This window comes from Streptomyces sp. YS415 (genome assembly GCF_023544665.1).
Taxonomy (GTDB): domain Bacteria; phylum Actinomycetota; class Actinomycetes; order Streptomycetales; family Streptomycetaceae; genus Streptomyces.
On the sequence record NZ_JAMJFL010000029.1, the window covers coordinates 30,922 to 52,445 of the forward strand.

Genomic DNA, 21,524 nt, shown 5'->3' on the forward strand with positions numbered 1-21,524 from the left:
CCGCCCCTCGGGGCGGGCCCGTTCCGCGTTCCGGCCGCGGCCTGCGAGCGCAGGCCGCAGCGGGCGTGGGACGGGGGCGCTTCGGCGGTATTCAGCGAGTCCGGTGGTGTTCGGCGAACGCCACCGAGCGATCCTGAACACCCCCGGCGCGGCCAGGGTGTTCCTTGGCGGAGCGCCAACCGCTGCACTTCAGCTGGAACCGGTGAACACCGGTGCGCGTGCGCCAGCTCGCGTGCGTACGGCTGCCTGCGGCAGGGAAGGGGCCGCTGTCCGCTCCAGGTGCGCGCGGGGCCACGTCCAGGTGGAAGCGGCGCGGCAGGGTTCGCTGTTGGGCAGTCGCGGCCCTGCAGGAAGTGCAGTGCGCCGCCTTCGAGTTGGTTGAATATGGGATGATTTAGATAATGTGCACCTTTTGTGTATATCGACACGGAATGGGAACATCGAAGTAGACCTGCACATCTCTCGCAAAGGAGATGGTGGTATGTCTGCCACCGAGTTCCAGCTCGAGGACCTCACCCAGGTCCCCGGCATCGACGTCGAAGCGGCTCTCGACCCGGTAGAGGCCGACGGCTACTACCGCGACAGCCGGCAGTGCGCGGCACTCGCCCTGACGAGTGGGTCGACCAGCCTTCTGCTGTCGCCTCCGACGCCACGTCCGAAGAAGGGCTGACGGGAGAAACAGAATGGAGAAGTCAGGCACTTCGACCCGCATCGCGGGCGCGGTGCAGGGCCTCACGTCGGAACTGGTCTCCGCTCTCCGGAGCGGGGACCGCTTTCGTCTCGCAGGCCTCGCAGGCAATATCGCGGAAGGGGACGCCCCCGAGACGGCCGCGGGCTTGGCCCTTGCCGCCATACGGGTGGTGGGAGCGGACGTCGTCCTGCCGAGCGCCCTGCGCGAGGCGCCACCTCCCGACTCCGACGATCTCAGGATGTTCAGCAGGGCCGTGCACGCCTACCCGCCACCCGCGGGCGCCTCTGCCACCTCTTTGTGGAGTCACTGGGCCATGAGGCGGGCGCTCCTGCGGCTGGACGCGTCCCTCGACGGCACGTCGGGCCACGACGCGGAGCCCGAGGCAGCATGGCTCGACGATGCCCCCTGGCAGTTCCTGACGCACCAACTCGCGGTGCTCGCCCCGCTCGCACTCCCCGACGAGGACTGCGGGGTGGCCCGCGTCGCGCGCGGCCGTCCCGTCGACCTCGCCCGGGGCTTCGTACGCGCGGTCCGCCGCCGCGACTGGCTCCAGGCCGCCGGAGCGGGACGCTGGCTGGTCCTCCTCGACGGTGTGCCGGACACGCTGGGGCTGGACACCGGCCTCGACTTCGTGGCACAGATGGGCGGCGACGACGCACGCGTGGCGCTGCAGGTCCAGGCCGCGCAGCTGATGCGGGCCGGAGCGCCGGTGTGACCGCGCGCGAGGTCCAGGAGACGCATCAGGTACGGCGGCTGGGCGAGGCCGCGTTGGCCTGGGTGTCCGCGCATCGCGACGGATTCCGGCTCGGCGAGGACGCGCTGGCCGAACGTGGCCAGGTCAACTTCACCTGGAAGCCCCTCGGCGAGCTGGCCCAGGTGTGCGTCTGTGTGCGCCGGCACACCGATCCGGCCGACCCGCTTCACGTGACTGCCTCCGACCTGCTGGCATTCGCCTGGCAACAGACCGGGCGCGGAGCCCTCTTCGCCGAACTGCAGCGCTTGGAACCCTTCGCAACGTACCCGCTGGAGGTCTACGCGGCGTTCGCGTCGGCCGGCCTGCGCCACACCGGCTACGAGAGCGCCACCGCGACGGTGGCTCGCACCCGGGGCTGGCAAGTGACGGAGCAGGAACCGAACCGGCGCATGAGCGTGCTCAACTCCGAGCGCCGCAGCGGGGTTCCGGAACACGGGAAGATGCCTGAGGCCCTGCGGCGCACCTGGCTCTCCGGCCTGCCGGAGCCGTGGACCTTCGAGGGAGCCGCCGGCTACACGCTCACGCACGTGGTCTTCCACCTCACCGACTGGGGCCTGACCCCCGAGGCCGTACCCCCGCCGGTGGCGGCCTACCTCCGGCACTGGCTGCCGCCCTGGCTCGACACCTGTCTGGAGGGCGAGCAGTGGGACCTGAGCTGTGAACTACTGGCTGTGGCGAGCAGTCTGCCGGACCCACCGGAGCCCGCCATGGTCCAGGACGCCTGGGCCAGACTCGCGGTGGCGCAGGACGACTCGGGCGCCGTCCCGGAGGTCGGCGCCGGCCGTGGCGGCCGTAGCACCGCACACGAATTCACCGACTGCTACCACTCGACACTGATGACGGCTTTCGCCGCCGTGCTGACCCTCGACCGTCTGCGCGAGGCCGCCGGGTACGGCGCGGCAGCGCGGGGTGGACAAGGAGCGGCGAGATGACCAGCACCCGTCTCATCCACAATGTCGGGCTTCGCGCCCTCGAGTGGCTGCACGCCCACCGCGACGGGTTCCGGCTGGAGCCGGACGCCGATCCCGAGGTGGGCTTCCTGGACCGACTCAAGCCTGTCGCCGAACTGGCCCTGATCTGCAAGGTGTTGTTCCGCGAAGGTGTCGCCGGCTCGCGCCAGGCCGAGCTGGCCCGGCAGTTGGTCGACCACGCATGGCGGCACACGCTCGACGGCGGCCGGATGCTGGTGCGCGCCCAGGGCATCGAGCCCCTGTCACCCGTCCCCTTCGAGGCGTACCTCCCGTTCAAGGAGCTGGGCTACACGAATCTTGAGGTCGAGCGGGCCGTACGGCTCTGCCAGCGGCTGGAGAGCCACGCCGCCCTTGAGATGACGCCGGTCCGCCGCCTCGGCCTGTCCGCGTTCCAGCGCCGGTTCGGCCTGCCGCCCCGGCCACCGGAAGCCGAGATCGTGCCGAACACGTGGCTGGGGCGCACGCCCGAACCCTGGACGGTCGAAGGGCACACCGCCTACGACATCACCCATACCGTCTTCCACCTCACCAACTGGGGGGAGGACCCCGGCGGTCTGCCACCGGACATCGCCGACTACCTCGGGACCTGGCTGCCGGCCTGGCTGGACGACTGGCTGGACCTGCGACGCTGGGACCTGCTCGGCGAACTGCTCGTCGTCGACGCGTGTCTGCCCCGGCCCACGCTGGACGAGCGGGCCTGGGAGGGTTTCGCCGCCGCCCAGCAATCCGACGGCGCGATGCCCGCCATCCGCGTGATGCCGCAGGGCGATCCCGACGAGGTGTTCGACATCGTCTACCACCCCACACTGGTCGCCGCGTTCGCCTCCGCGCAGGCGACGTCCCGCGCCCTGACGCAGCTGGCGCAGGCACCGGCATGACCACGCGGCCCGCCCCGTGGCCGGGCGATCCGCTCGGCGCCACCGGCCGGATCCCGCCCGGCGGCCCGGACGCCCCCGCGGACGCCGACGGCGACGTGATGCTGCGGCTCGACGCGGCCGTCGGCGCAGTGGACGCGCCCGACGTCGTCTTCGCTGTGTCCCGGCACGGTCGCCGTACCGTGCGCTGCGGGGGCAGCGCGCCGCCCCCGCCCGTCGCTCGCCACGAACTGCACTACGAGATGGGGTCCGCCTCCAAGACGTTCACCGGACTGCTGCTGGCCCACCTGACGCAGGCGGGCCGGCTGTCCGCGGGCGAGCCGGCCGCCGCCCTTCTGGACCCGGCCCGGCCGGTCGGCCCGCACCCCGTCACGCTCGCCCACCTGATCACCCATACCTCTGGACTGCCCGGCCTTCCCGCCGACTTCTTCGTCCGGGCGCTGCCCACCTGGCGCACCAACCCCTACGCGCGCTATCCGGCCGAGCGGGTGATCGACTCCTTTCTGCGCCATCGGCGGCGCCGCCGACCCGGCACCCGCTGGCACTACTCCAACTTCGGTGTCGCCGTGCTCGGTCACGCCCTGGCGGCGGCGACCGCGACGCCGTGGGAGGAACTGCTCACCAGTCAGGTGCTGCGTCCACTCCGGCTGAGCGGTACCGCCCTGTGCCCCGGCGGCCCGGGAACAGACGCCGTCGGACACCTCAGGGACGGTACGACGCCCACGCCCGCGTTGTCCGTCGGCGGCTTCCAGGCGGCCGGCGCCGTCCGGGCCACCCCGCACGACCTGCTGACGTTCCTCGAAGCACACCTTGAGCCGTCGGGCCGGCCCCTGGCCGACGCGCTGCGGGCGGTACGTCGTCCCGTGCTCCGGCGCGGTCTCGGGCACCGGCATGTGCACACGATGGCCTGGTTCCAGCACCCCACCGAGCACGGTCCGATGTACTTCCACGGCGGGGCGACACTCGGGCAGCAGGCCTTCCTGGGCTTCAGGCCCGACACCGGAACAGCGCTGGCCGCCATGTGCACCCGCCGCTTCCGCGCCCGCGACACCTTCGTGCCGACCGCGTACGCGCTGCTGGCCGAGGCATAGCGCGACACCGGCCGAGGCATGGCGCGTCAGGCCGGGAGCGGCCGAGGTCGTGCCGTGGCGCGAGGACCGAGTCCGAGGACCTGGCGCCACGGCATCGCCGTGGTCGTCAGAGGCGCTGCCACAGGGCCGGAGTGAGGGCGGGCTGCCACGCGCCCTGCGCCTGATGCGCCTGCAGGCACTGGTAGGAGACGCCGTCGTACGCCACGCGCGCTCCAGTGTCGTAGACCTGGCCCGGCGCCCAGCCGGTCTTGCCGTCCTGGGGCGCGGTCGTACCGCTCTCGGCCGTGCTGGTGCTGAGGATGAGGCCGTAGGCGCTGAGTAGGGGGTTGATCGGCTGGTAGAAGGTGGTTCCGCCGCTCTTGCAGTCGCCGGAGCCCCCCGACGTGACGCCCTGGGCCTGGGTGCCCGAGATGTAGGAGCCGCCGGAGTCGCCCGGCTCGGCGCACACCGTGGTGCGGGTCACGCCGTCGACGGTGCCCTCGGCATAGCTGACGCTGGTGTCGTGCTGCTCGATCGTTCCGCAGTGCCAGCCGGTGGTCGACCCGGACCGGCAGACCGCGGCGCCCGCCAGGGCCTTCACCGAGCCGGCGGTCTGCACGTTTACGTCGCCCTTGCCCTTGACGGCGGGTGTCGCGGTCCAGTCGCTGTTGACGCCCACCCACGCCACGTCCTGGCCGGGGAAGACGGAGTTCTGGAAGGTGCCCTGGGCGACCTTGTTGAAGCCGGTTGTCTTGGCACCCGCCTTGCCGCAGTGGCCAGCCGTGGCGAAGCCCTGCTGCTCGCCCTTGGTGACGGAGAATCCCACGGAACAGCGGGCCTGGTCGTCGATGTAGAAGGCGTCACCGCCCCGTACGTCGTGCAGGGCGCGAGGCCGCTCCGCCGACACCTTGACGTCCACGAGCTTGGCGGTGACTTTGGCGGCGGCGATGAGCGTGTCCGCGGCGGCACGGCTCGTTGCCTGCACCGTCACCCGGTTGGTACGCACGTCGATGTACCGAACCGGCGTGTCGAGGGCCTTGCCGGTCACGGCGCTGTCCAGCTTCGCCTTGGCCTTCCGCAGGTCCTGCAGGGAGGTCTTGACGACCGCCGCCCGCGCTCCACCGGCCTCGATGTCGGCGACGTCCGCGGCGTCGGTGGTGGCGACGGTCAGATCGGCGGAGGTCGCGCCGCTCACCCACGCTCCCGCGAAGTGCTTGCCCAGCGCGTTTTGGAGCCGGCCGGCACGCGTGCCCGCCTCGGCCTCGTTCACCAGGCGGGTCCTGGATTGCGCCGCGGTCAGACGCAGATCACGTTGCAGCGCCCGCAGGACCATGGGTGACGGATTGTTCGCGCCGAGCGTCTCGGCGGGGAGGACGCCGGTGTGGGTGCGGGGGGAGTCGGCGGCTGCAGGGGCGGGCGGCCCTGTGAGCGCGAGTGCGCAGAGTGCCGTCAATGCGGCACAGCCGGCTGAAACGTGTCTGTGGGCCATCAGGCGTCTCCTCGGGTGGGGGCAAGGAAGATTTCGAATCTCCAGGTTTTGCCAGGAACGGCTCAGAAGATGTCCCTAGCCCGACTGTTCCGCGCATCGGACGGCAGCACAGGGCCATCCGGCGCAGCACGGGCTGCCGACAGGCCGGCACTGGTGTGTCGGCAGTCGCGGTCACGCGGGTGCGAGGCCCAGATTCCTGGCATGCGCCACGAAGGCCCGTCCCGTCCACGAACTGCCCGTCGCCGGTGCTCGGTGAGCGGCCACCCTCACCGAGCACGGACTCCACACCGTCAGCGATGCCACCGACGGTCCCCGCACCGTCGGCGCTGCGACGCCTGCTCGGGGCCCGCGCCGGCGAGTATCAGCGCCGGACACGCCGTCCCCCGCGACGAACCCGACCCCGCCCGGCCCCGACGCGCCCTGGCCCACGAACTCGGCAGCCTCGAACCGCGTTTGCTCCCGCCGGGCCCGCTGCTGTGCGGCCAGGCCACCCCCTCGGGATAAGGCATCCTCCAGGGATACACCCACCCACGAGATCACCGTCACCCTAGGCAGAGAACCTCAGTAGCGACGCAATGAACGCACGACGGCGTCAACAAAGTTCGTTGCACAACCGCTCCCACGCTCCCCATGGGGACACACGGTGGGCGGGCTGATTCGGGCGGTCGGCTCCGTCGCCAGATGTGACCACCCGCCGAAGGGCACCGGTCGTGAGAGGTCTCGCCGCTACCTCGGCATCAGGGCTGTATCGGTGACGTGGACTGCCGTGCGGGGCGGAGGAGCGCTGCCGCTTGCTCGCGTGCGCCAGCCAGCCAGGCGGCGCGTTCTTCGGGGAGCGAGCCGGTGACGGTGCGGAAGACGACCCTGCGTACGTCGGAGACTCCCACGTACGGCAGCACGCATGCCGCCCAGACACTCTGCAGTGGATCACCGAATTCGCTCTCCTCCCGGTCGGCGGGTGTATCGGAGGTGTTCAGCACGAGGGCTCGGCTGGCCTTCAGCAACCCGGCGGGTTCGCCCTCCGCCGTCTCCAGCTTGTACGCGACTCCCGGCGCCAGGACCCGCTGCACCCAACCCGTGAGCACAGCGGGCGGCATACCCCACCAGTTCGGGTGAACGAACACCAGGGCGTCCAAAGTGGACAGCTCCTCCCGGTGCAGCGTCAGCTGCGCGTCGTGGGAGTGCCCTGCCGATTCGACCGTCCCCGTCTCGTCGGCAGAGAGCAGGGCCGGGAACCCTTCCGCGTAGAGGTCGTGCGCCACCACCTCGGCTCCTCCCTCACGCAGCTCTTCAACCACGGCGTCGAACACGGCGTGGTTGAAGCTCCCCGGACGCGGGTGAGCAAGATAGACCGCTACGCGCATGGTTCCCCCAGTCGACACAGACGACGTCGGCCCCGTCGGATAGGAGCCAGACACGAGAGCGCCGCAAGGCGCCTACTCACTATTATCTGTATCCCCTTTATTATCTGTATCCCCTTTGCCGACGAGGCCGGTGCGGAGACCTCGAACTGCCCACCAGGATCGGTAAGCGTAGGGCCCAACCCCAGGTACCGTTCGGCTGGATCACTTCCCGGCCCGCGGTGCTTCCGCCGTCCACGGTGACCGACGCACCTGTCATATAGGGGAAGTCGTCGGAGGCGAGCCCGAGCACTGCGCGCGCGATCTCCTCGGCGTCGGCCATCCGTTCGAGACCGTCGATGTTGAGCGGTCCCCATGCCTGCTTGTACTTGGTCCATTCCGCGTCCGGGATTCCGGGCGGGCGGACGAAGGGGGTGTCGGTGGTCGTTCACGCTTTGTCATGTCATTCGTCCTCGCGTGCGGGGGCGGCGGGCGGCCGTCCGCCGAGCGGGACGGTGCTTGGGGGAGGCCATGAGGACAGAGCGTTGGGAGACGCACCGGGAGTCCGCGGCGTGGCCTGGGTTCCTTCCTCGGGGGCCGTACGCGAGGTGGCGGCGTTGCGGTGTTCGAGAGGGAGGGGCGGCGAGGTTGAGCGGGCGCTCCGGCGGGCCCGGTTGCTGAGCTTGCGCAGGTCACGGCGGGTTTGGTTCAGGCTCCGAGAGAGGGCTTCGATGACCACGGAGGCCTCGGATAATGCGGCCGTGCCAGAGGCGGCGGGCGCCCAAGTCCCGTTCGGGGCGCGCTGCGCGGCAAGGGACGCGCAGACGCTCAGCAATTCTGTGATCACTCTGTTGAGCTCGAGGGCATCGCTTTCGGTGAAGGCGGGGGAGGTCGTCGACGGCGTGGTCACTTGGCTCTCCTGTGATGAGATCGGCCATCGGGCGTGTGATGCCTGGCCGTGGTCCATGAGGGTGCAGGTGGCTGTGGACATGGGTGCTCAAAGGCGGCGGTCAGATCATTTGGAGGCCTCGACGGATCAACGACCTGTGCGCGAACCCGTCCCTGTCCACGGACAGCCTTCGGCGGCCGGCCGCCATCGCGTGGCCCGTCACCCGCAACTGCGCGCTGGTATATGCGGGTTAGACATACTCAAGGGGTTGTGAACGCAGATTGCAAGGTACAGAGTTTGCACTATCAGCAGGTTGCAGAAACTGCCGGAAGGGGGCGCTGTGGCTCGCGAGAGGTCTGGTAGGACCGTCGCGCACCTGGTTTTAGCCACGCGGCTCAAAACTCTTCGTGAGGCGGCAGGGATGTCCCGGAGCGAGGCCGCCAATGCACTGGGGGCCCACCAAGCGACCGTCCGCCGCATCGAGCAGGCCGAGACATCCCTGGATGAGGGGCAAGTCCACACCCTGCTCACGGCATACGGCGCAGGCCCTGCTGAAATCGAAGCGTTCCTCGGGCAACTCGCGGTCGCCAACCTCCCGGGGTGGTGGCACCCGTGGCGGTCTGTCATGGACCCCTGGCAGCTGGACCTCATGAGCGTGGAATCCGCGGCCCGGTACATCCGCGTGTGGGAGCCAGCACTTGTTCCCGCCCTGCTGCGCACACCGTCCTACGCCCGCGCTGTCGACGACGTCCGCAGACCCGATCTGTCCCCCGGGGACAGAGACCGGCGGACGGAGCTGCTCATAGAGCGCCAGAAGCGGTTACGCCATCAGAACACGACCATCTGGGCCATCATGTCCGCCGCGGCGCTGCATACGTTCGTAGGCGACAAGGATGTGATGGCCGAGCAGCGGCAGGCGCTGCGGGCAGCCGTCGAGCGCCCCGATGTGACTCTGCAGGTTCACCCTCTCAACGGTCCTTGCCACCCCATGACTGGCATGCCGACCGTGACCCTGTACCGGGTCGATGTGGAGGACATACCCGACCACGTAGTCCGTGAAGGAAATCCACGCGGAACCGCTGACGTCTTCAACAGCCTGCACGCGGTGTCGGCATATCACGTGTTGATGGACCACACCTGCGTCATCGCACCTCATCCCGACGAATCGAAAGAAGTGCTGACATGACAGAACCTACCCGCCCGCATGAGCCGATCGACACGTCCGTCGCCCACAGCGCGCGCGTCTGGAACTACTGGCTGGGCGGAAAAGACCACTACCCGGCCGACCAGGCCGCCGGCGACGCCTACAGCAGCAAGTACCCGCGCATCGTCCCGTTCGCCAAGGAGTCGCGGGACTTTCTTCGGCGCACCACCGCCTTCCTCGCCAAAGCAGGGATCCGGCAGTTCATCGACCTGGGTGCCGGGCTGCCGACCAGCAACAACACCCATGAAGTCGCACAGCGGATCTCGCCCGACTGCCGAGTGGTCTACATAGACCACGACCCGATCGTGCTGCTGCACGTCCATGCTCTGCTGACCAGCACCGCCGAGGGCGCCACCGCCTATGTGCAGGCGGACATGCGGGACACGGACGCCGTCTTAACGGGGGCGGCCAAGACGCTGGACATGACCAAGCCGACTGCTCTGGTGATCAACGATGTGCTGGGCCATATCGAAGACTGGGACGAAGCCAAGGGTTTGGTGCGCCGACTGGTCGACCAACTGCCCTCGGGCAGCTACCTGTCGCTGAGCCACTCCACTGCTGCAGACAGCGACCACCAAAAGGTGCAGGACGAGTACAACAGCAGCGGGGCGATTCCGTACATCTTCCGTGAGCCGTCGGTGGCCGTCGAGCTCTTCGAGGGCACCCAACTGGTCGAACCGGGGTTCACGAGCTGGCCGCGCTGGCGCCCCGACGCGAACACCGGGACTCTCACCGACCGCGCCGGCTGGGGCGGGGTGGCGCGGATCTCATGACGACGGGCAGCGCGGGGCCCGTGCCTGCGCGCCCCGTAAAGGTGACCCGGCACCAGGTGGTGCGACGACTCACCCGTGCAGCGGCCCACTCGGACGCCCAGCTGATTGCCGAAGCCGCAGCCCTGGCCGAGGGCTGGGTGGTCCTGGCGGACCCTATGGGCGGCGTCGTCTGCAGCACCCCAGACACCGCCGGACCTGAGGGGGTGCGTGCCGCCGCGCACCCCCAGCTCTACCCGCACCTGACGATCCGCAGCATGGCGGGTGCCGTCCTCGTGGTCCGTCCCGGCACGGCAGCGCCCGCCTCCCGCATCGACCTGATCGCGCGGACCTGCGTTGATCTGCTCAGAATGCGGGCGCGGGTCCGTCGAGAGGAGGACACCCACCGCACTGAGCAGAGACTGCACACCGCCGTTTTGCATCTCCTGCTCAGCGGCCAGTCTCACCTGGCAACCGAAGTGCTGAGGACCTCCGCCACACATGCGACGGTGTTCCGGCTGGCCGGCCAGTTGGTGCATGCCGCCTATCAGTCACATTGGCGAGAAGTGCAGCCGAGCGTGTCTCCCCAAGCCCACCGCATGCTGGTGTGCCTGGGGGGAGGCGAGTTGGTGGTCATCGCGCTCCACGGCCTCGACCATGACCGCTACGCGGCGCGCCCCCTCGTCGCGCGCATCGCATACCGACATCAACTGGCAGGCGGCGTCTCGGACCCGTTGCCGCTCGACATGGTCGCCACGGCGTGGGCCGAGGCAGGAACCGCGCGGCACGGCGCCAGGTCCGGCTGCCTGGCGTCCGCGACCTTCCTGGGGTCGCACGGGCTGCTCCGCGTCGTGCCCGCTGAGCGGCTCGCCCTTTGGTCCGCTGCGATCCTGAAGCCCCTCAACCGCGAGCAGCGCCGGACGCTGGAGGCATACCTGCGGTCGGGGTCCGCTCAGGCTGCGGCAGCAGTGCTCGACGTGTCCGAAGGCACGGTTCGTGCGCGCCTGCGCGGGATCGGCACTCTTCTGGCCGCCGAACTGGACAACCCCACCGTGCAGGCGCAGCTCTTGCTGGCTTTGCGAGCCCCGGCTCCTTCCCGCCGAGTCGGTACATCCGCACGTCTTGGTCCCCATCCCGCGCTGCCCACTGGTCTGCTCGACCCCGACGACGCCCATCGTTGGGCCTCCGCCCTCCTCAGACCTCTGGACAAGCCGTTGCGTATCGCCCTTCGCTGTTGGCTCCACCACCGTGGCCGCACGGCACCCGCTGCCTCCGAGCTAGGCCTGAGCCGCAGTACGCTCACCAATTGGCTGAGCAAGTGCGGCAGGGCGCTGTCCGTCGACCTGTCGTCCGCGACGGTACGGGCGGAACTCCACTTGGCCGCCGAGACGCTCGCGACCCCCGAGGACACCCCGGCCCGGTTGCCGCGGCGAGGAGGCAGAACCTATCGGGGACACCAGTCCTGAGAAGAGCGTTCTTCTCCGCAGCCAACTGCAGCACGGATTTCAGCGAGCCAACACCCACACGGGTTGGGATCGAGGACATGCTGAAGAGCAGTCACCACAGCATCACCCAGTACACATTCCCCTCGACCGGCGAGCCCATCCCGCTTCTTCTGCAGATCGCCCCGTCCAAGACCGAAGAGGAACGGCTCGTGGTTGTCAGCCCGGAACTCGCCGACGTTCTCAGCGCGATCGTCAGCCGGGTCCGTGGGGCCAGTGGCGCCATCCCCTTCTATGACGGACTGGAGAAGATCTGGCATCCGCTAACTCCACTGCTTTTCCAGTGTCTGGCGGTGGCCAGTTGCGGGCTGTCTCCTCCAAGACGTCCGGAAGGCACGCAACGAGATCCTCCAAGCCGCTGGCCGACCCCACCGGACTTGGCGCTCTCGACTGGCTGGGCCCGGCGGGAGATGTGGCACAGGGGGCCGTCCACCTGGCACAAGGAGACACGCGTGCGCTGGGGGGTGACGTGGCGGGAGCAGTCACCCTTGCAGTGTGCGAAACCATCATGATCGGAGGAGTTCCGGCCACAGCCGGCGCCTCCGCTGTATACGGTCAGGCCGTGTGCTGGGGCGCATCTTGGGCTGCTAGCACACTGGTCGGAAATGCAGTCGGTGGCTGAGCGAATCAGTCTCAGCTAGTTGACGAGAAGGAGTGACCATGCCTCTGGGATGGACCAGTGAGCAACAGGCTTGAGTAAAGCGATGGTGGCAGTTCGCTAATGTCTTCTCTGTCCTGGGGCTGGCCCTTTCCGTGGTCCTGATAGTCAGCGGGAATTCCGGAAGGTGGGTACTCCTGGCCTTCATCGTGTTCGTGTGGGGAGTGGGCGTGTACGCCCTGAGGACGATGAAACGTAATCGACCTTAGCTATAAACCGGTTGCCCGTCCCGCCAGGAGGGACAACCGGTATATCGTGCAACGTCCTCGGCTTGGTCGGTGACAGCGGTAAGCGCATCCATACCTGGATGCCCGCAACTGGTCCATACCAGCCTCTTGCCGCTGCCTCGCCCGCCGAGCAAGCTCCCTGTATGGAGCTGGAGTTGCGGCATCTGAGGACCATCCGCACGATCGCCGAGGCGGGCAGCCTCACCCGGGCGGCCACCGCGCTCGGGCTCGCCCAACCCGCCCTGAGCGCGCAGCTCAAGCGCATCGAACGGGCCCTGGGCGGAGCCCTGTTCGAGCGGGGGCGGCACGGCGTGCGCGCCACCCCGCTCGGCGAACTGGTCCTGGAGCGCGCCCGGGTCGTCCTGCCCGCCGTCTCCGAGCTGCAACGGGAGGCGACCCGGTTCGCGCGGGCCCGACAGGAGCCGGAGCGGTTGCGGCTCGGCGGCACGCACGGCCCGCTCCTCGGCGCGCTGGTCGACCGGCTCGCCGAGGCCGCCCCGGGCGCCACCGTCACCACCCGTGCCTCCTGGTCCGAGCGGGAGCTGGCCGAGCAACTGTCCGAAGGACTCCTCGACTTCGCCCTCACCGGCACCTGCGGCTCCGCCAGTCCACCCGGCGTCGGGCACCTCGTGTGGCAGGAGATCGCGGTGGACCCGGTCTTCGTCATGCTCGCCGACGGACACCCCCTCGCCTACGGGCCGGAGATCGGCCTGGCCGCCCTGGCCGACGAGGAGTGGGCCTGCGTCCCCGGTGACGGCTGCTTCGCCGATTGCTTCACCGCCGCCTGCGCCCGCGCCGGCTTCAGCCCGCGCCGCATGTACGAGACGGACACCTCCTCCGTCGTCCACCTGGTGCAGGTCGGCCGGGCGGTCGGCCTGTGCCGGGCCTCCTTCCCCACCACGCCCGGCATCGCCACCCGCCCCCTGACCGGCACCCCCCTGGTCTGGCGCCACCTGCTGGGCTGGCACCCGGCGACCCAGCAGCCCGGCACCGCGGCGACGGTCCTGGCCCAGGCTCGCACCGCCCACGCGGGGACGGCGGCCCGCAGCGCCACGTACACGGACTGGCTGGCCGAACGGTCCGGCCGGCCCTGACCGGCGGCCGGGCGCCCGCGTTCCATAACACCAGGGCAGGGGGTCGACTGACGTCTTACGCCCCCCGGACGGTCCTCCCTACGGTTTCGGCACGCTCCGCCCCACCGAAACCAACTCCGAGGAGACCTCCCCATGCTCCAACGACTCACCAGACCGGCCCGGGCCGCGGGCGCCGCCGCGGTGGCGGCCGGCGCGCTGCTCGTGGCCGGGCTCAGCGGCTCCGCGAGCGCAGGCACCGAACCCTCCACCACCGCGGCGCCCACCTCCAGGGCCGCCGAGGTCCCGTCCGCACTCCTCCACGCCATGCAACGGGACCTCGGCATCGACTCCGGGCAGGCCCGGACCCGCCTCGCGAACGAGGCCGAGGCGGGCGCCACCGCCGGCCGGCTGCGCCTGGCGCTCGGCGACGACTTCGCGGGCGCCTGGGTGCGCGGCGCGGAGTCGGCCACCCTGACCGTGGCGACGACGGACGCCTCCGACGTCCGGGCGATCGAGGCGCGGGGCGCGACCGCGTCCGTCGTGCGCCACTCCCTCGCCGACCTGGACGCGGCCAAGGCCCGCCTGGACCGGGCGGCGGCACACCGGGCCACCACAGAAGCCCCCGTCTGGTACGTCGACGTGCGCACCAACGCGCTCGTGGTGGAGGCGGTACGTCCGGCCGCCGGGCGCGCCCTGCTCGCGGCGGCCGGGGTGGACGGTTCCCTCGCCCGCATCGAACGGGCTACCGCCCAGCCGCGTCCGCTGTACGACCTGAGGGGCGGCGACGCGTACTACATCAACGGCGGCTCGCGCTGCTCGGTCGGCTTCGCCGTCACCAAGGGCACCACACAGGGCTTCGCCACGGCGGGCCACTGCGGCCGGACCGGGAACAGCACCACCGGCTTCAACCGAGTGGCGCAGGGCACCTTCCAAGCATCGGTCTTCCCCGGCAACGACATGGCGTGGGTGGCGGCCAACTCCAACTGGACGGCGACCCCGAACGTCGCCGGATCCAGCGTCCAGGTCGCAGGTTCGACCCAGGCAGCGGTGGGCTCCTCCGTCTGCCGCTCCGGGTCCACCACGGGCTGGCACTGCGGCACGATCCAGCAGCTCAACACCAGCGTCACCTACCCGGAGGGCACCATCTCCGGAGTCACCCGCACCAGCGTGTGCGCCGAGCCGGGTGACTCCGGCGGCTCCTACATCTCCGGCAGCCAGGCCCAAGGCGTCACCTCGGGCGGCTCGGGTAACTGCAGGAGCGGCGGGACCACGTACTTCCAGCCGCTCAACCCGATCCTCCAGTCCTACGGCCTCACCCTGAAGACCACGACGAGCGGTCCCGGCGAGCCCGGGGAGCCCGGCGGCGGCACCTGGGCGGCCGGCACGGTCTACCAGGCCGGCGCCACCGTGACCTACGGCGGCGTCACCTACCGCTGCCTCCAGAACCACCAGGCCCAGACGGGGTGGGAGCCCCCGCACGTCCCGGCGCTGTGGCAGCGGGCGTGACCGCCTGACCGGGGGGAGACGAGCCCGGGTGCGCCCTGACGCGCGCCCGGGCTCATCCGTTCCCGGGCGGGGCGGGCTCCGTGGCGATCACCCGCTGTACCTGCCAGCGCGCCTCCTCCCAACGGGCCCGCCGGTTCACTTCCCGGATGTCCTTGCCCTCTCGGGCCCGCTCGGAGTGCCGCCGGGCGACGAAGGACGCGGCTGTCCTCGCGATGTACTGCGGCATCACGGGGACGCGCCCGGCCGGGTTGCAGACCCCGGCCTCGATCAACGTGTCCTGGCAGGCCAGCCGGACTGCGGAGTTCAAAAGGCTCCTGTCGTCCGAATAACCAGGATCCCTCCACGCCTCCTCGACGAAAGCGTCGTGGGCGCCGAGCGGCCGGTCGTTCGCCCGGCCGAGCCGGAGCGCCTGGCGGGCGGCGGTCACGTACTCCCCGCACACCGAACACAGGCCGTCGGCCAGCGGCTCCACGACATGCTCAACGAAATCGAGGGCAAGCTCGGCGCCCCGACACTCACCAACCTCGGTGAGCTACTGAGCCAGCAGTCCCGGCAGGACGATCATCACCTGTTCCACTAGCCTCGGCCACGACTGCTTCGTGGTGCCACAGCGCAGGCGCTACCTCACCCACCGAGGATGCCCGACGGAAGCAGCGTCGAGAGGGAGGTAGCCGGGTGCCCCACGGCCAGGGAGCCGGCAACGGCGTTGAGAAGTTCAGCACCAGGTGTTGCAGCAGACGGGGCGGGAGTGGCCGCGGCCTGGGCGGCAGGAGCAGCCGTCAACAGAGCAACGGCCATGACGGAGGCACACGCAATCTTCTTGATCATGTCGTGCTAAACGACTCGCATCCCCATGAGCAACGCCCATATCACCCGCTTGCCCCAGGCAGCCACCCGCAGCCGGCAGGACTCTTGGCTCAGCATGTGGCGGGGAGGTGTTTATCCGGCGAGCTGTTGGACCGCGAGGCGGTGCAGGGGGCCGGAGACGGGCGCTCCGCATCGATGCTGGCTGCCGCTGCCGTACTGGGAGCTGGCACTCGCCCCTACTGGGCACGAATCCGGGCAGTCCTGGACGCAGACATCCTCCACCGGGCCCGCCTGGCCGCCGAGCACGGCGCCGGTCACCTCCTCAACGACCTGCACACGTCCGTGAGCTGGGATGACAACGCGCTACGGATGTCCCGCAGAAAGCAGCCGCTGACCCGCACGACAGCAGGTACAGGACTGCTGCTGATCCCCTCGGCCTTCACCGGACCGGGGCTGCGCACCCGAACGACGCCGCCGGACCCACCTCAACTTGCCTATCCGGGGCGCGGTGTCGGCTCACTATGGACGAAGCGCCCCGTCACCCGGGCCGACACCCTCTCCGCCGTACTCGGCCGCTCGCGGACCCTGCTGCTGACCGAGCTGGAGATCCCGGCCTCCACCACACAGCTGGCCCACCGCACCGCACTCTCTCCCACAGGGGTATCCCAATACCTCACCGCGCTACGCAACGCGGGCCTGGTCAGCGCCCACCGAGCCGGCCGCTCCGTCCTCTACGCACGCACCGCCGTAGCCGAAGCCCTTCTCCAAACCGCTTCCGGCTGACCTCACGTCAACCCCCGAAGGATTTGCGGAGCTGACCATTTGGTTCGGGCAACTCGAGTCCTCGGGTGAGCTGGTGGCGGCCATGGGTGTTCCAGGTGCCGACGGTGTCCTGCTCGGTGGTCACCGGTCCTCTATCAGATTGAGGGGCGGGGTTAGGGGCGCAGGGCGTAGCAGCGCAGGACATCGAGGTCGGCGGTGTGGACGGTGGACCAGCCCGCGGTGAGGATCTCGGCCTGGGCGGGGGTGATGCCGAGGTGGTGCAAGGGGTCGGTGGCAGTGCGGCGTCCGGCGATCTCGGTGACCACCCAGAAGGTCCCGCCCGGGGCGAGGAGGTGACGGACACGGTCGAGGAAGGCCGCCTTCTCGTCGATCCACCGGTAGACGAGGCGGCAGGTGATGACCGCGTACGCCGCCTCCGCCACGGCGCCGAGGCCATCGGTGGTGATGTCCATGCACCGCCAGACCGGATCGTGCCCGGATCCGGTGTCCTGGCCGGCTGCGAGCGCGATCGCGCTGGGGGAGCAGTCGATGCCGGTCGTGCGGTAGCCGAGTTCGGCAAGGCGCCGGGCGAGCGAGCCGTCGCCACAGCCGATGTCGAGGGCCGGACGCGCGCGCCCGGAGCCGAGATGGTCTTCCAGCAGCCGGTTCTCGGTGTCGTCGAGCTTTCGGTAGCGGCGACCCTGGGACCACAGTGGCTCCCAGTAGGTCGCGGCCGCAGTGGGCGCGGTGGTCATGGAAGGGCTCCTTCACGGGCGGGCGGCACGGCGCGGGCGGGGATCGTCCGCAGTGCGCGGATGGGGGAGGCCAGCAGCAGGACGACGGGCACGACTTGGAGGAGCGCGCCGACGGCGAGGGTGGCCCGGACATCGAGGAGGAGGGCCAGGGCGCCGGCGGTGGCGGCGGCGAGCGGGCGGGCCCCGGCGGTGAGCGTGGTACTGGCGGACTGCATCCGGCCCTGAAAGGCCGGGTCGCACACGGCCTGGCGCAGGGAACGCTGGCTGGTCCCCGACGCCGTCGCCCAGAACAACTGCACTGCCAGCGTGACGGCCAGGACGCTCTGCCACCGCAGTCCAGGGCCGGCGCACAGCAGTGGCACCTGGGCGACGGGGCTGACCGCGAAGCCCACAACGATCGTGGGACCGATGCCGATCCGGGCGGCGATCCTCGGCGCGAGCAGCGCACCGGCCACCCCTCCGGCACCCCCGATGCCCATGATCACGCCGAACGCGGACGGAGAGGCCCCGAGCCGGTTCAGCAAGTTTGTTTCCGCAGAGTCCGTGTCCCCCGCAGGTCGTGTCGCTTTACGGCCGGGCTGTTGTTTGGACCTGTGTCGCATTCGCGTAGCGCGTCGTGTCGCTTTCTCGGGCTGGCACGTGACGAATCCCACACTTTATCGCGCGGTCTGGTGCTGTGGCCGGGATAACGAGCTTGAGCCTGAGAGGAACTCCACGCTCTTGCCCTGCGCGGTGATGGTGAAGTGGGGAGACACCCCTGCGACGGCGATGAGATGGGGGTGGAGTACCGGCCTTCTGCCGCCCAGCCAAGAACTGCAAGGTCCGGTTGGACAGATCGATCCTCCGGTCAGCACCGTCAACCCGGAAAAGGCCACACATGCTTCGAGTGCCCGAGGTCGGGGCTCGAGATTCCGGGAACCTGCAGCAGATTGCCCGCGATGCTCCCACGCGAAGCTTCGGAACCAGCGTGACTCCGGTTATGCGGATGTGCAGTCCTGGAACAGGTGAGGACGCACTGAGGAAAGAGCTGGCGAGCCCCGCTCCCCTACGGTCGTTCAGGAGCGGCACGGAAGCCCCCAGCTGCAGCATCCACTCGCCAAGTCTGGCCAACGAACAAGAAGGCAGTCCTCCATGAACCATTCACACGACGCGTTTCACCGATCGGACCAGCCCCCGCACACCGCTCGTTCCGGGACTCCGGCGCAACCTGCCCACGCGGGAGCTTCCTGGGGCACCGCGGCGAAGGCGACCGCGCACTGTCTGACCGGGTGCGCCTTCGGTGAGATCCTCGGCATGGTCATCGGTACTGCCTTGAGATGGGGCAACATCCCGACGATGGCCCTGGCGATCACGCTGGCCTTCGTCTTCAGCTACGCGACCACGCTCCTCGCAGTCGTGCGGGCGGGACTCACTTTCACCGCCGCGTTAAAGGTGGCCCTGGTCGCCGACAGCGTATCCATCGCCGTGATGGAGCTCGTCGACAACACCATCATCGCCCTGACTCCGGGAGCCATGGACGCCCATCTGACGGACGGCCTGTTCTGGGGGGCGCTGATGGGGGGCTTTGCCGTAGCCTTCCTCATCACCACGCCGGTCAACAAGTGGATGATCAGCCGCGGTAAGGGGCACGCCGTCGTGCACGCCCACCACTGACACCGCCTTCCCGACGCGTCTGACAGCGGGGCTTCGGTGCGAGTTCTGGTCCGAAACTGCGAACACGGGGCTTCGTCACGGTCACGTCGGCCGCTGTCGGCGGTCGGACGGCGCAGCGGAGTGTACCGGTCGACGCAGCGCGTCTTCCGGTCAACTGGATCTTTGGTCGGTATCTCGACCCATGAGGCACCCCACTGTGCTCCGTGGCCGAAGTGGGCCTCAGCCCCCTTGAGGCTCGTGCGGCCTGCCGAGCTCCTGGCTCTTCGGAATCGGCCTGCCGAGCCGCCGACATGTCCCCGAGACCGGCTCACCGGATCAGGATCAGGTGGTCGATTCCAGCTGTGATCAAGGCGGCCACCCCATCGCCCCTCGCTTTCCATACCGCCGGTCAGCTCCGTTCTTGGCTTGGCAGGTACAGGACTCCGTCGGATAATCAGCTTCCAGCTCGTTGACTGTGGGGGGAACATGCTGCTGCTTGACACTGATGCCGTACCGGTGTCCCAGCGCGTGGAGGCGTTTCACTACACGCACAACCAGGCGTCCGTGCCGAAGCTCTTCTCTCATGAGGAGCACGCGTCGGGTCTGCGGGCCCGGGTGGAGGCGTGGCAGCTCGACGGTCTCACTCTCTTTGCGTCGAGCAACACCGGCTTCCGGCTGACGCGGACCGCGCGCCACGTACGCCAGGAGGCCGTACCTGTCATCGGCATTGCCCTGCAGAACGAGGGTGTGGGACGTTCAGAGGCCAACGGTGAGCAACAGCTGCTCGGACAGGGCGACATCCACCTCTGCAATGAGATGGTCCCCCATCACTACGGCTGGTCGCAGCACGGTTCCGCGCAGGCCCTGCTCATCGATCTCGATCGTCTTGCCGTCCCCATGGATTCTGTCCAGAAGGCGGTCTCCCGTCTGCACGCGAGCCCGATGCACTCACTCGTGCACCAGCACCTGCGAAGCCTGTGGCAGGACCCTGGCGCCATCGAAAAGGACCCCAGTGCACCGACGGTGGCCAGGGCCACCGTCGAACTCGTGCGGGCGCTGGTCATTTCCGCGGCGGAGGATGAGCGGTCGGTGCTGAGCCGGTCGGTCATGGACGACACGCTCCTCAGCCGCGTCCAGGCTCACGTCCTGCAGAGACTGGCGGATCCCAAGCTCAGCGCGGAGCGGATCGCCCATGAGCACGGGATCTCCGTCCGTCATCTCTTCGGTGTGTTCCAGCGCGCGGGAATCAGCCTGGAGCAGTGGATCATCTCCGAGCGGCTCGATCGAGCCCGCGAGGACCTGGCGTCGGAGTGGTCCGAGCGCCGAACGATTGAAGCCATCTCGCGCCGCTGGGGCTTCAGTCGGCCGAGCCACTTCAGCAGGCGCTTCCGGGAGAAGTATGGACTCTCTCCGTCCGAGTGGCGGCGTCAGGCCCGCACCACGGACCCCGCGTCCGAGGACATCAGGCCCGCACCCTAGGGGCCCGCCCAGGCGTCCGGCCTGCGGAACGGCGCTCTGTCCGTCCCATGACGCTTTGTTGGCGTCCGCAACGAACGCGGGAGAACGGGCCCGCATGTCCTATGGAGTTGAAGAGAATTGTTGGTGCTGGATCTTGAGACCGTCGCGCTGGCCGATCGCACCGAGGCGTTCCACCACGCGATGACGAACGATTCCGTACCCAACCAGATCGTTCACGAGCCCTCCGACACGGGTGTGCGGGCACGGATGGAGATGTGGCGGGTGGGCGGCCTCCCGCTCTTCTCCACGCACAACTCCGGTTTTGAACTGCATCGCACCGCGGCGCATGTGCGCCGCCAGCGGAGCAACCCCGTCGTCTCGGTGTCGTTGCAGCACCGCGGGATGGGCCGCGCAGAGACGGGCGGGCGCAGGCAGGTCTTCGGCCCGGACGACATTGCGGTGTTCCACGAACTGGTGCCGCGCGTGTACGGCTGGTCGGGCGACGGCGCTTCCCAGGCGATGGTCTTCGACGTCGACACGCTCGGACTGCCGGTGGAGACGGTCATGGATGCCTCCTTCCAGCTGAGGGCCAGCCCGTTGTACGAGCTCGTACTGCGCCACCTGCGGGGCATCTGGCAGGCTCCCGACGCCCTCGCTCTGGACCCGGGCGCCGGGGCATTGACGCAGGCGACCACCGACCTCATGCGTGCGCTCCTGGTGTCGGCCGCGGCCGAGCCGCACAAGGCGGTGGTGCGGTCGACCATGGACAAGACGATGCCCACCCGCATCATGACCTATGCGCGACAGCACCTGACCGAGCCGGACCTGACGCCCGAGCGGATCGCCGCCGTGCACGGCATCTCGGTGCGCCGGCTCTACACCGTCATGCGGCAGAGCGGCGTGAGCCTGGAGCAGTGGATCATCTCCGAGCGCCTTGAGGAGGCTCGGCGCATGCTGGCCTCCGCCCCGTTCGACCATCTCACCATCGCCAGCATCGCGGGGCGGTGCGGCTGGACCAACGCGAGCCACTTCTCCCGGCGTTTCCAGGCCGCTTTCGGAATGACGCCACGCGAATGGAGAAAGCTGAGCCGGGACGGCGACGTCTGATCGCG

At 69.5% G+C, this 21,524-nt stretch carries 20 protein-coding genes; 14 read left to right on the top strand and 6 right to left on the bottom strand.

What is annotated here, in order from left to right:
• Positions 1–481: 481 nt before the first annotated feature.
• Genes M8H82_RS28960 through M8H82_RS28980 form a run of 5 tightly spaced genes read left to right on the top strand, consistent with a single transcriptional unit; the run spans position 482 to position 4,382 of the window.
• Positions 482–670, top strand: coding sequence for a hypothetical protein (locus tag M8H82_RS28960; protein WP_250078027.1), 189 nt, complete (start codon positions 482–484; stop codon positions 668–670).
• A gap of 13 nt (positions 671–683) precedes the next feature.
• On the top strand, positions 684–1,406 hold the full coding sequence (locus tag M8H82_RS28965; protein ID WP_250078028.1) for a hypothetical protein: 723 nt from the start codon (positions 684–686) through the stop codon (positions 1,404–1,406).
• Entirely contained in the window at positions 1,403–2,377 is a 975-nt protein-coding gene (locus tag M8H82_RS28970; RefSeq protein WP_250078029.1) for a hypothetical protein, read from the top strand. The genes M8H82_RS28965 and M8H82_RS28970 overlap by 4 nt, the downstream gene beginning before the upstream one ends.
• Entirely contained in the window at positions 2,374–3,294 is a 921-nt protein-coding gene (locus tag M8H82_RS28975) for a hypothetical protein (RefSeq protein ID WP_250078030.1), read from the top strand. Before M8H82_RS28970 ends, M8H82_RS28975 begins: the two co-directional genes overlap by 4 nt.
• The gene (locus M8H82_RS28980; RefSeq protein ID WP_250078031.1) at positions 3,291–4,382 is read left to right on the top strand and encodes a serine hydrolase; all 1,092 of its coding nucleotides are present in this window, start codon (positions 3,291–3,293) and stop codon (positions 4,380–4,382) included. The genes M8H82_RS28975 and M8H82_RS28980 overlap by 4 nt, the downstream gene beginning before the upstream one ends.
• A gap of 106 nt (positions 4,383–4,488) precedes the next feature.
• Here the strand turns inward: M8H82_RS28980 and M8H82_RS28985 are convergent, their stop codons facing one another.
• The 3 genes from M8H82_RS28985 to M8H82_RS36530 form a co-directional block, all read right to left on the bottom strand.
• Positions 4,489–5,850 (bottom strand): carbohydrate-binding protein, encoded by a 1,362-nt coding sequence (locus M8H82_RS28985; RefSeq protein ID WP_250078032.1) that lies wholly within the window; start codon positions 5,848–5,850, stop codon positions 4,489–4,491.
• Between the two features lie 737 nt (positions 5,851–6,587).
• Positions 6,588–7,214: an NAD(P)H-dependent oxidoreductase gene (locus M8H82_RS28990; protein ID WP_250078033.1), complete on the bottom strand. Its 627-nt coding sequence runs from the start codon at positions 7,212–7,214 to the stop codon at positions 6,588–6,590.
• A gap of 100 nt (positions 7,215–7,314) precedes the next feature.
• Positions 7,315–7,533 carry an SDR family oxidoreductase gene (locus M8H82_RS36530; RefSeq protein WP_284049472.1) on the bottom strand — a complete coding sequence of 73 codons (219 nt, stop codon included), beginning with the start codon at positions 7,531–7,533 and terminating at the stop codon, positions 7,315–7,317.
• A gap of 886 nt (positions 7,534–8,419) precedes the next feature.
• Here M8H82_RS36530 and M8H82_RS28995 point away from each other — a divergent pair.
• From M8H82_RS28995 to M8H82_RS29015, 5 genes are all read left to right on the top strand, one after another.
• Positions 8,420–9,265, top strand: coding sequence for a helix-turn-helix transcriptional regulator (locus M8H82_RS28995; RefSeq protein ID WP_250078034.1), 846 nt, complete (start codon positions 8,420–8,422; stop codon positions 9,263–9,265).
• Positions 9,262–10,056 carry an SAM-dependent methyltransferase gene (locus M8H82_RS29000; RefSeq protein WP_250078035.1) on the top strand — a complete coding sequence of 265 codons (795 nt, stop codon included), beginning with the start codon at positions 9,262–9,264 and terminating at the stop codon, positions 10,054–10,056. The genes M8H82_RS28995 and M8H82_RS29000 overlap by 4 nt, the downstream gene beginning before the upstream one ends.
• Positions 10,053–11,498, top strand: coding sequence for a helix-turn-helix domain-containing protein (locus tag M8H82_RS29005; protein ID WP_250078036.1), 1,446 nt, complete (start codon positions 10,053–10,055; stop codon positions 11,496–11,498). The genes M8H82_RS29000 and M8H82_RS29005 overlap by 4 nt, the downstream gene beginning before the upstream one ends.
• A 1,064-nt stretch (positions 11,499–12,562) precedes the next feature.
• Complete coding sequence (locus tag M8H82_RS29010) at positions 12,563–13,513, top strand: LysR family transcriptional regulator (RefSeq protein ID WP_250078037.1); 951 nt, start codon at positions 12,563–12,565, stop codon at positions 13,511–13,513.
• 132 nt (positions 13,514–13,645) lie between these two features.
• Complete coding sequence (locus M8H82_RS29015) at positions 13,646–14,998, top strand: alpha-lytic protease prodomain-containing protein (protein WP_250078038.1); 1,353 nt, start codon at positions 13,646–13,648, stop codon at positions 14,996–14,998.
• Between the two features lie 52 nt (positions 14,999–15,050).
• Here M8H82_RS29015 and M8H82_RS29020 read toward each other — a convergent pair whose 3' ends face one another.
• Positions 15,051–15,470, bottom strand: coding sequence for a hypothetical protein (locus M8H82_RS29020; protein ID WP_250078039.1), 420 nt, complete (start codon positions 15,468–15,470; stop codon positions 15,051–15,053).
• Positions 15,471–16,000: 530 nt separating this feature from the next.
• Here M8H82_RS29020 and M8H82_RS29025 point away from each other — a divergent pair.
• On the top strand, positions 16,001–16,588 hold the full coding sequence (locus M8H82_RS29025; RefSeq protein WP_374211708.1) for a DUF5937 family protein: 588 nt from the start codon (positions 16,001–16,003) through the stop codon (positions 16,586–16,588).
• A gap of 152 nt (positions 16,589–16,740) precedes the next feature.
• On the opposite strand, the gene M8H82_RS29030 is transcribed toward M8H82_RS29025, so the two are convergent.
• Positions 16,741–17,322 carry a bifunctional 2-polyprenyl-6-hydroxyphenol methylase/3-demethylubiquinol 3-O-methyltransferase UbiG gene (locus M8H82_RS29030; RefSeq protein WP_250078040.1) on the bottom strand — a complete coding sequence of 194 codons (582 nt, stop codon included), beginning with the start codon at positions 17,320–17,322 and terminating at the stop codon, positions 16,741–16,743.
• A complete protein-coding gene (locus M8H82_RS29035; protein ID WP_250078041.1) occupies positions 17,319–17,846 on the bottom strand; it encodes a hypothetical protein in 528 nt (175 codons plus the stop codon). Before M8H82_RS29035 ends, M8H82_RS29030 begins: the two co-directional genes overlap by 4 nt.
• 607 nt (positions 17,847–18,453) lie before the next feature.
• On the opposite strand from M8H82_RS29035, the gene M8H82_RS29040 reads away from it, so the two are divergent.
• The 3 genes from M8H82_RS29040 (at position 18,454) to M8H82_RS29050 (ending at position 21,519) form a co-directional block, all read left to right on the top strand.
• Positions 18,454–18,975 carry a DUF4396 domain-containing protein gene (locus tag M8H82_RS29040; RefSeq protein ID WP_250078042.1) on the top strand — a complete coding sequence of 174 codons (522 nt, stop codon included), beginning with the start codon at positions 18,454–18,456 and terminating at the stop codon, positions 18,973–18,975.
• A gap of 465 nt (positions 18,976–19,440) precedes the next feature.
• Positions 19,441–20,433, top strand: coding sequence for a helix-turn-helix domain-containing protein (locus M8H82_RS29045; RefSeq protein ID WP_250078043.1), 993 nt, complete (start codon positions 19,441–19,443; stop codon positions 20,431–20,433).
• A gap of 123 nt (positions 20,434–20,556) precedes the next feature.
• Positions 20,557–21,519, top strand: coding sequence for a helix-turn-helix domain-containing protein (locus M8H82_RS29050; RefSeq protein ID WP_250078044.1), 963 nt, complete (start codon positions 20,557–20,559; stop codon positions 21,517–21,519).
• Positions 21,520–21,524: the final 5 nt, after the last annotated feature.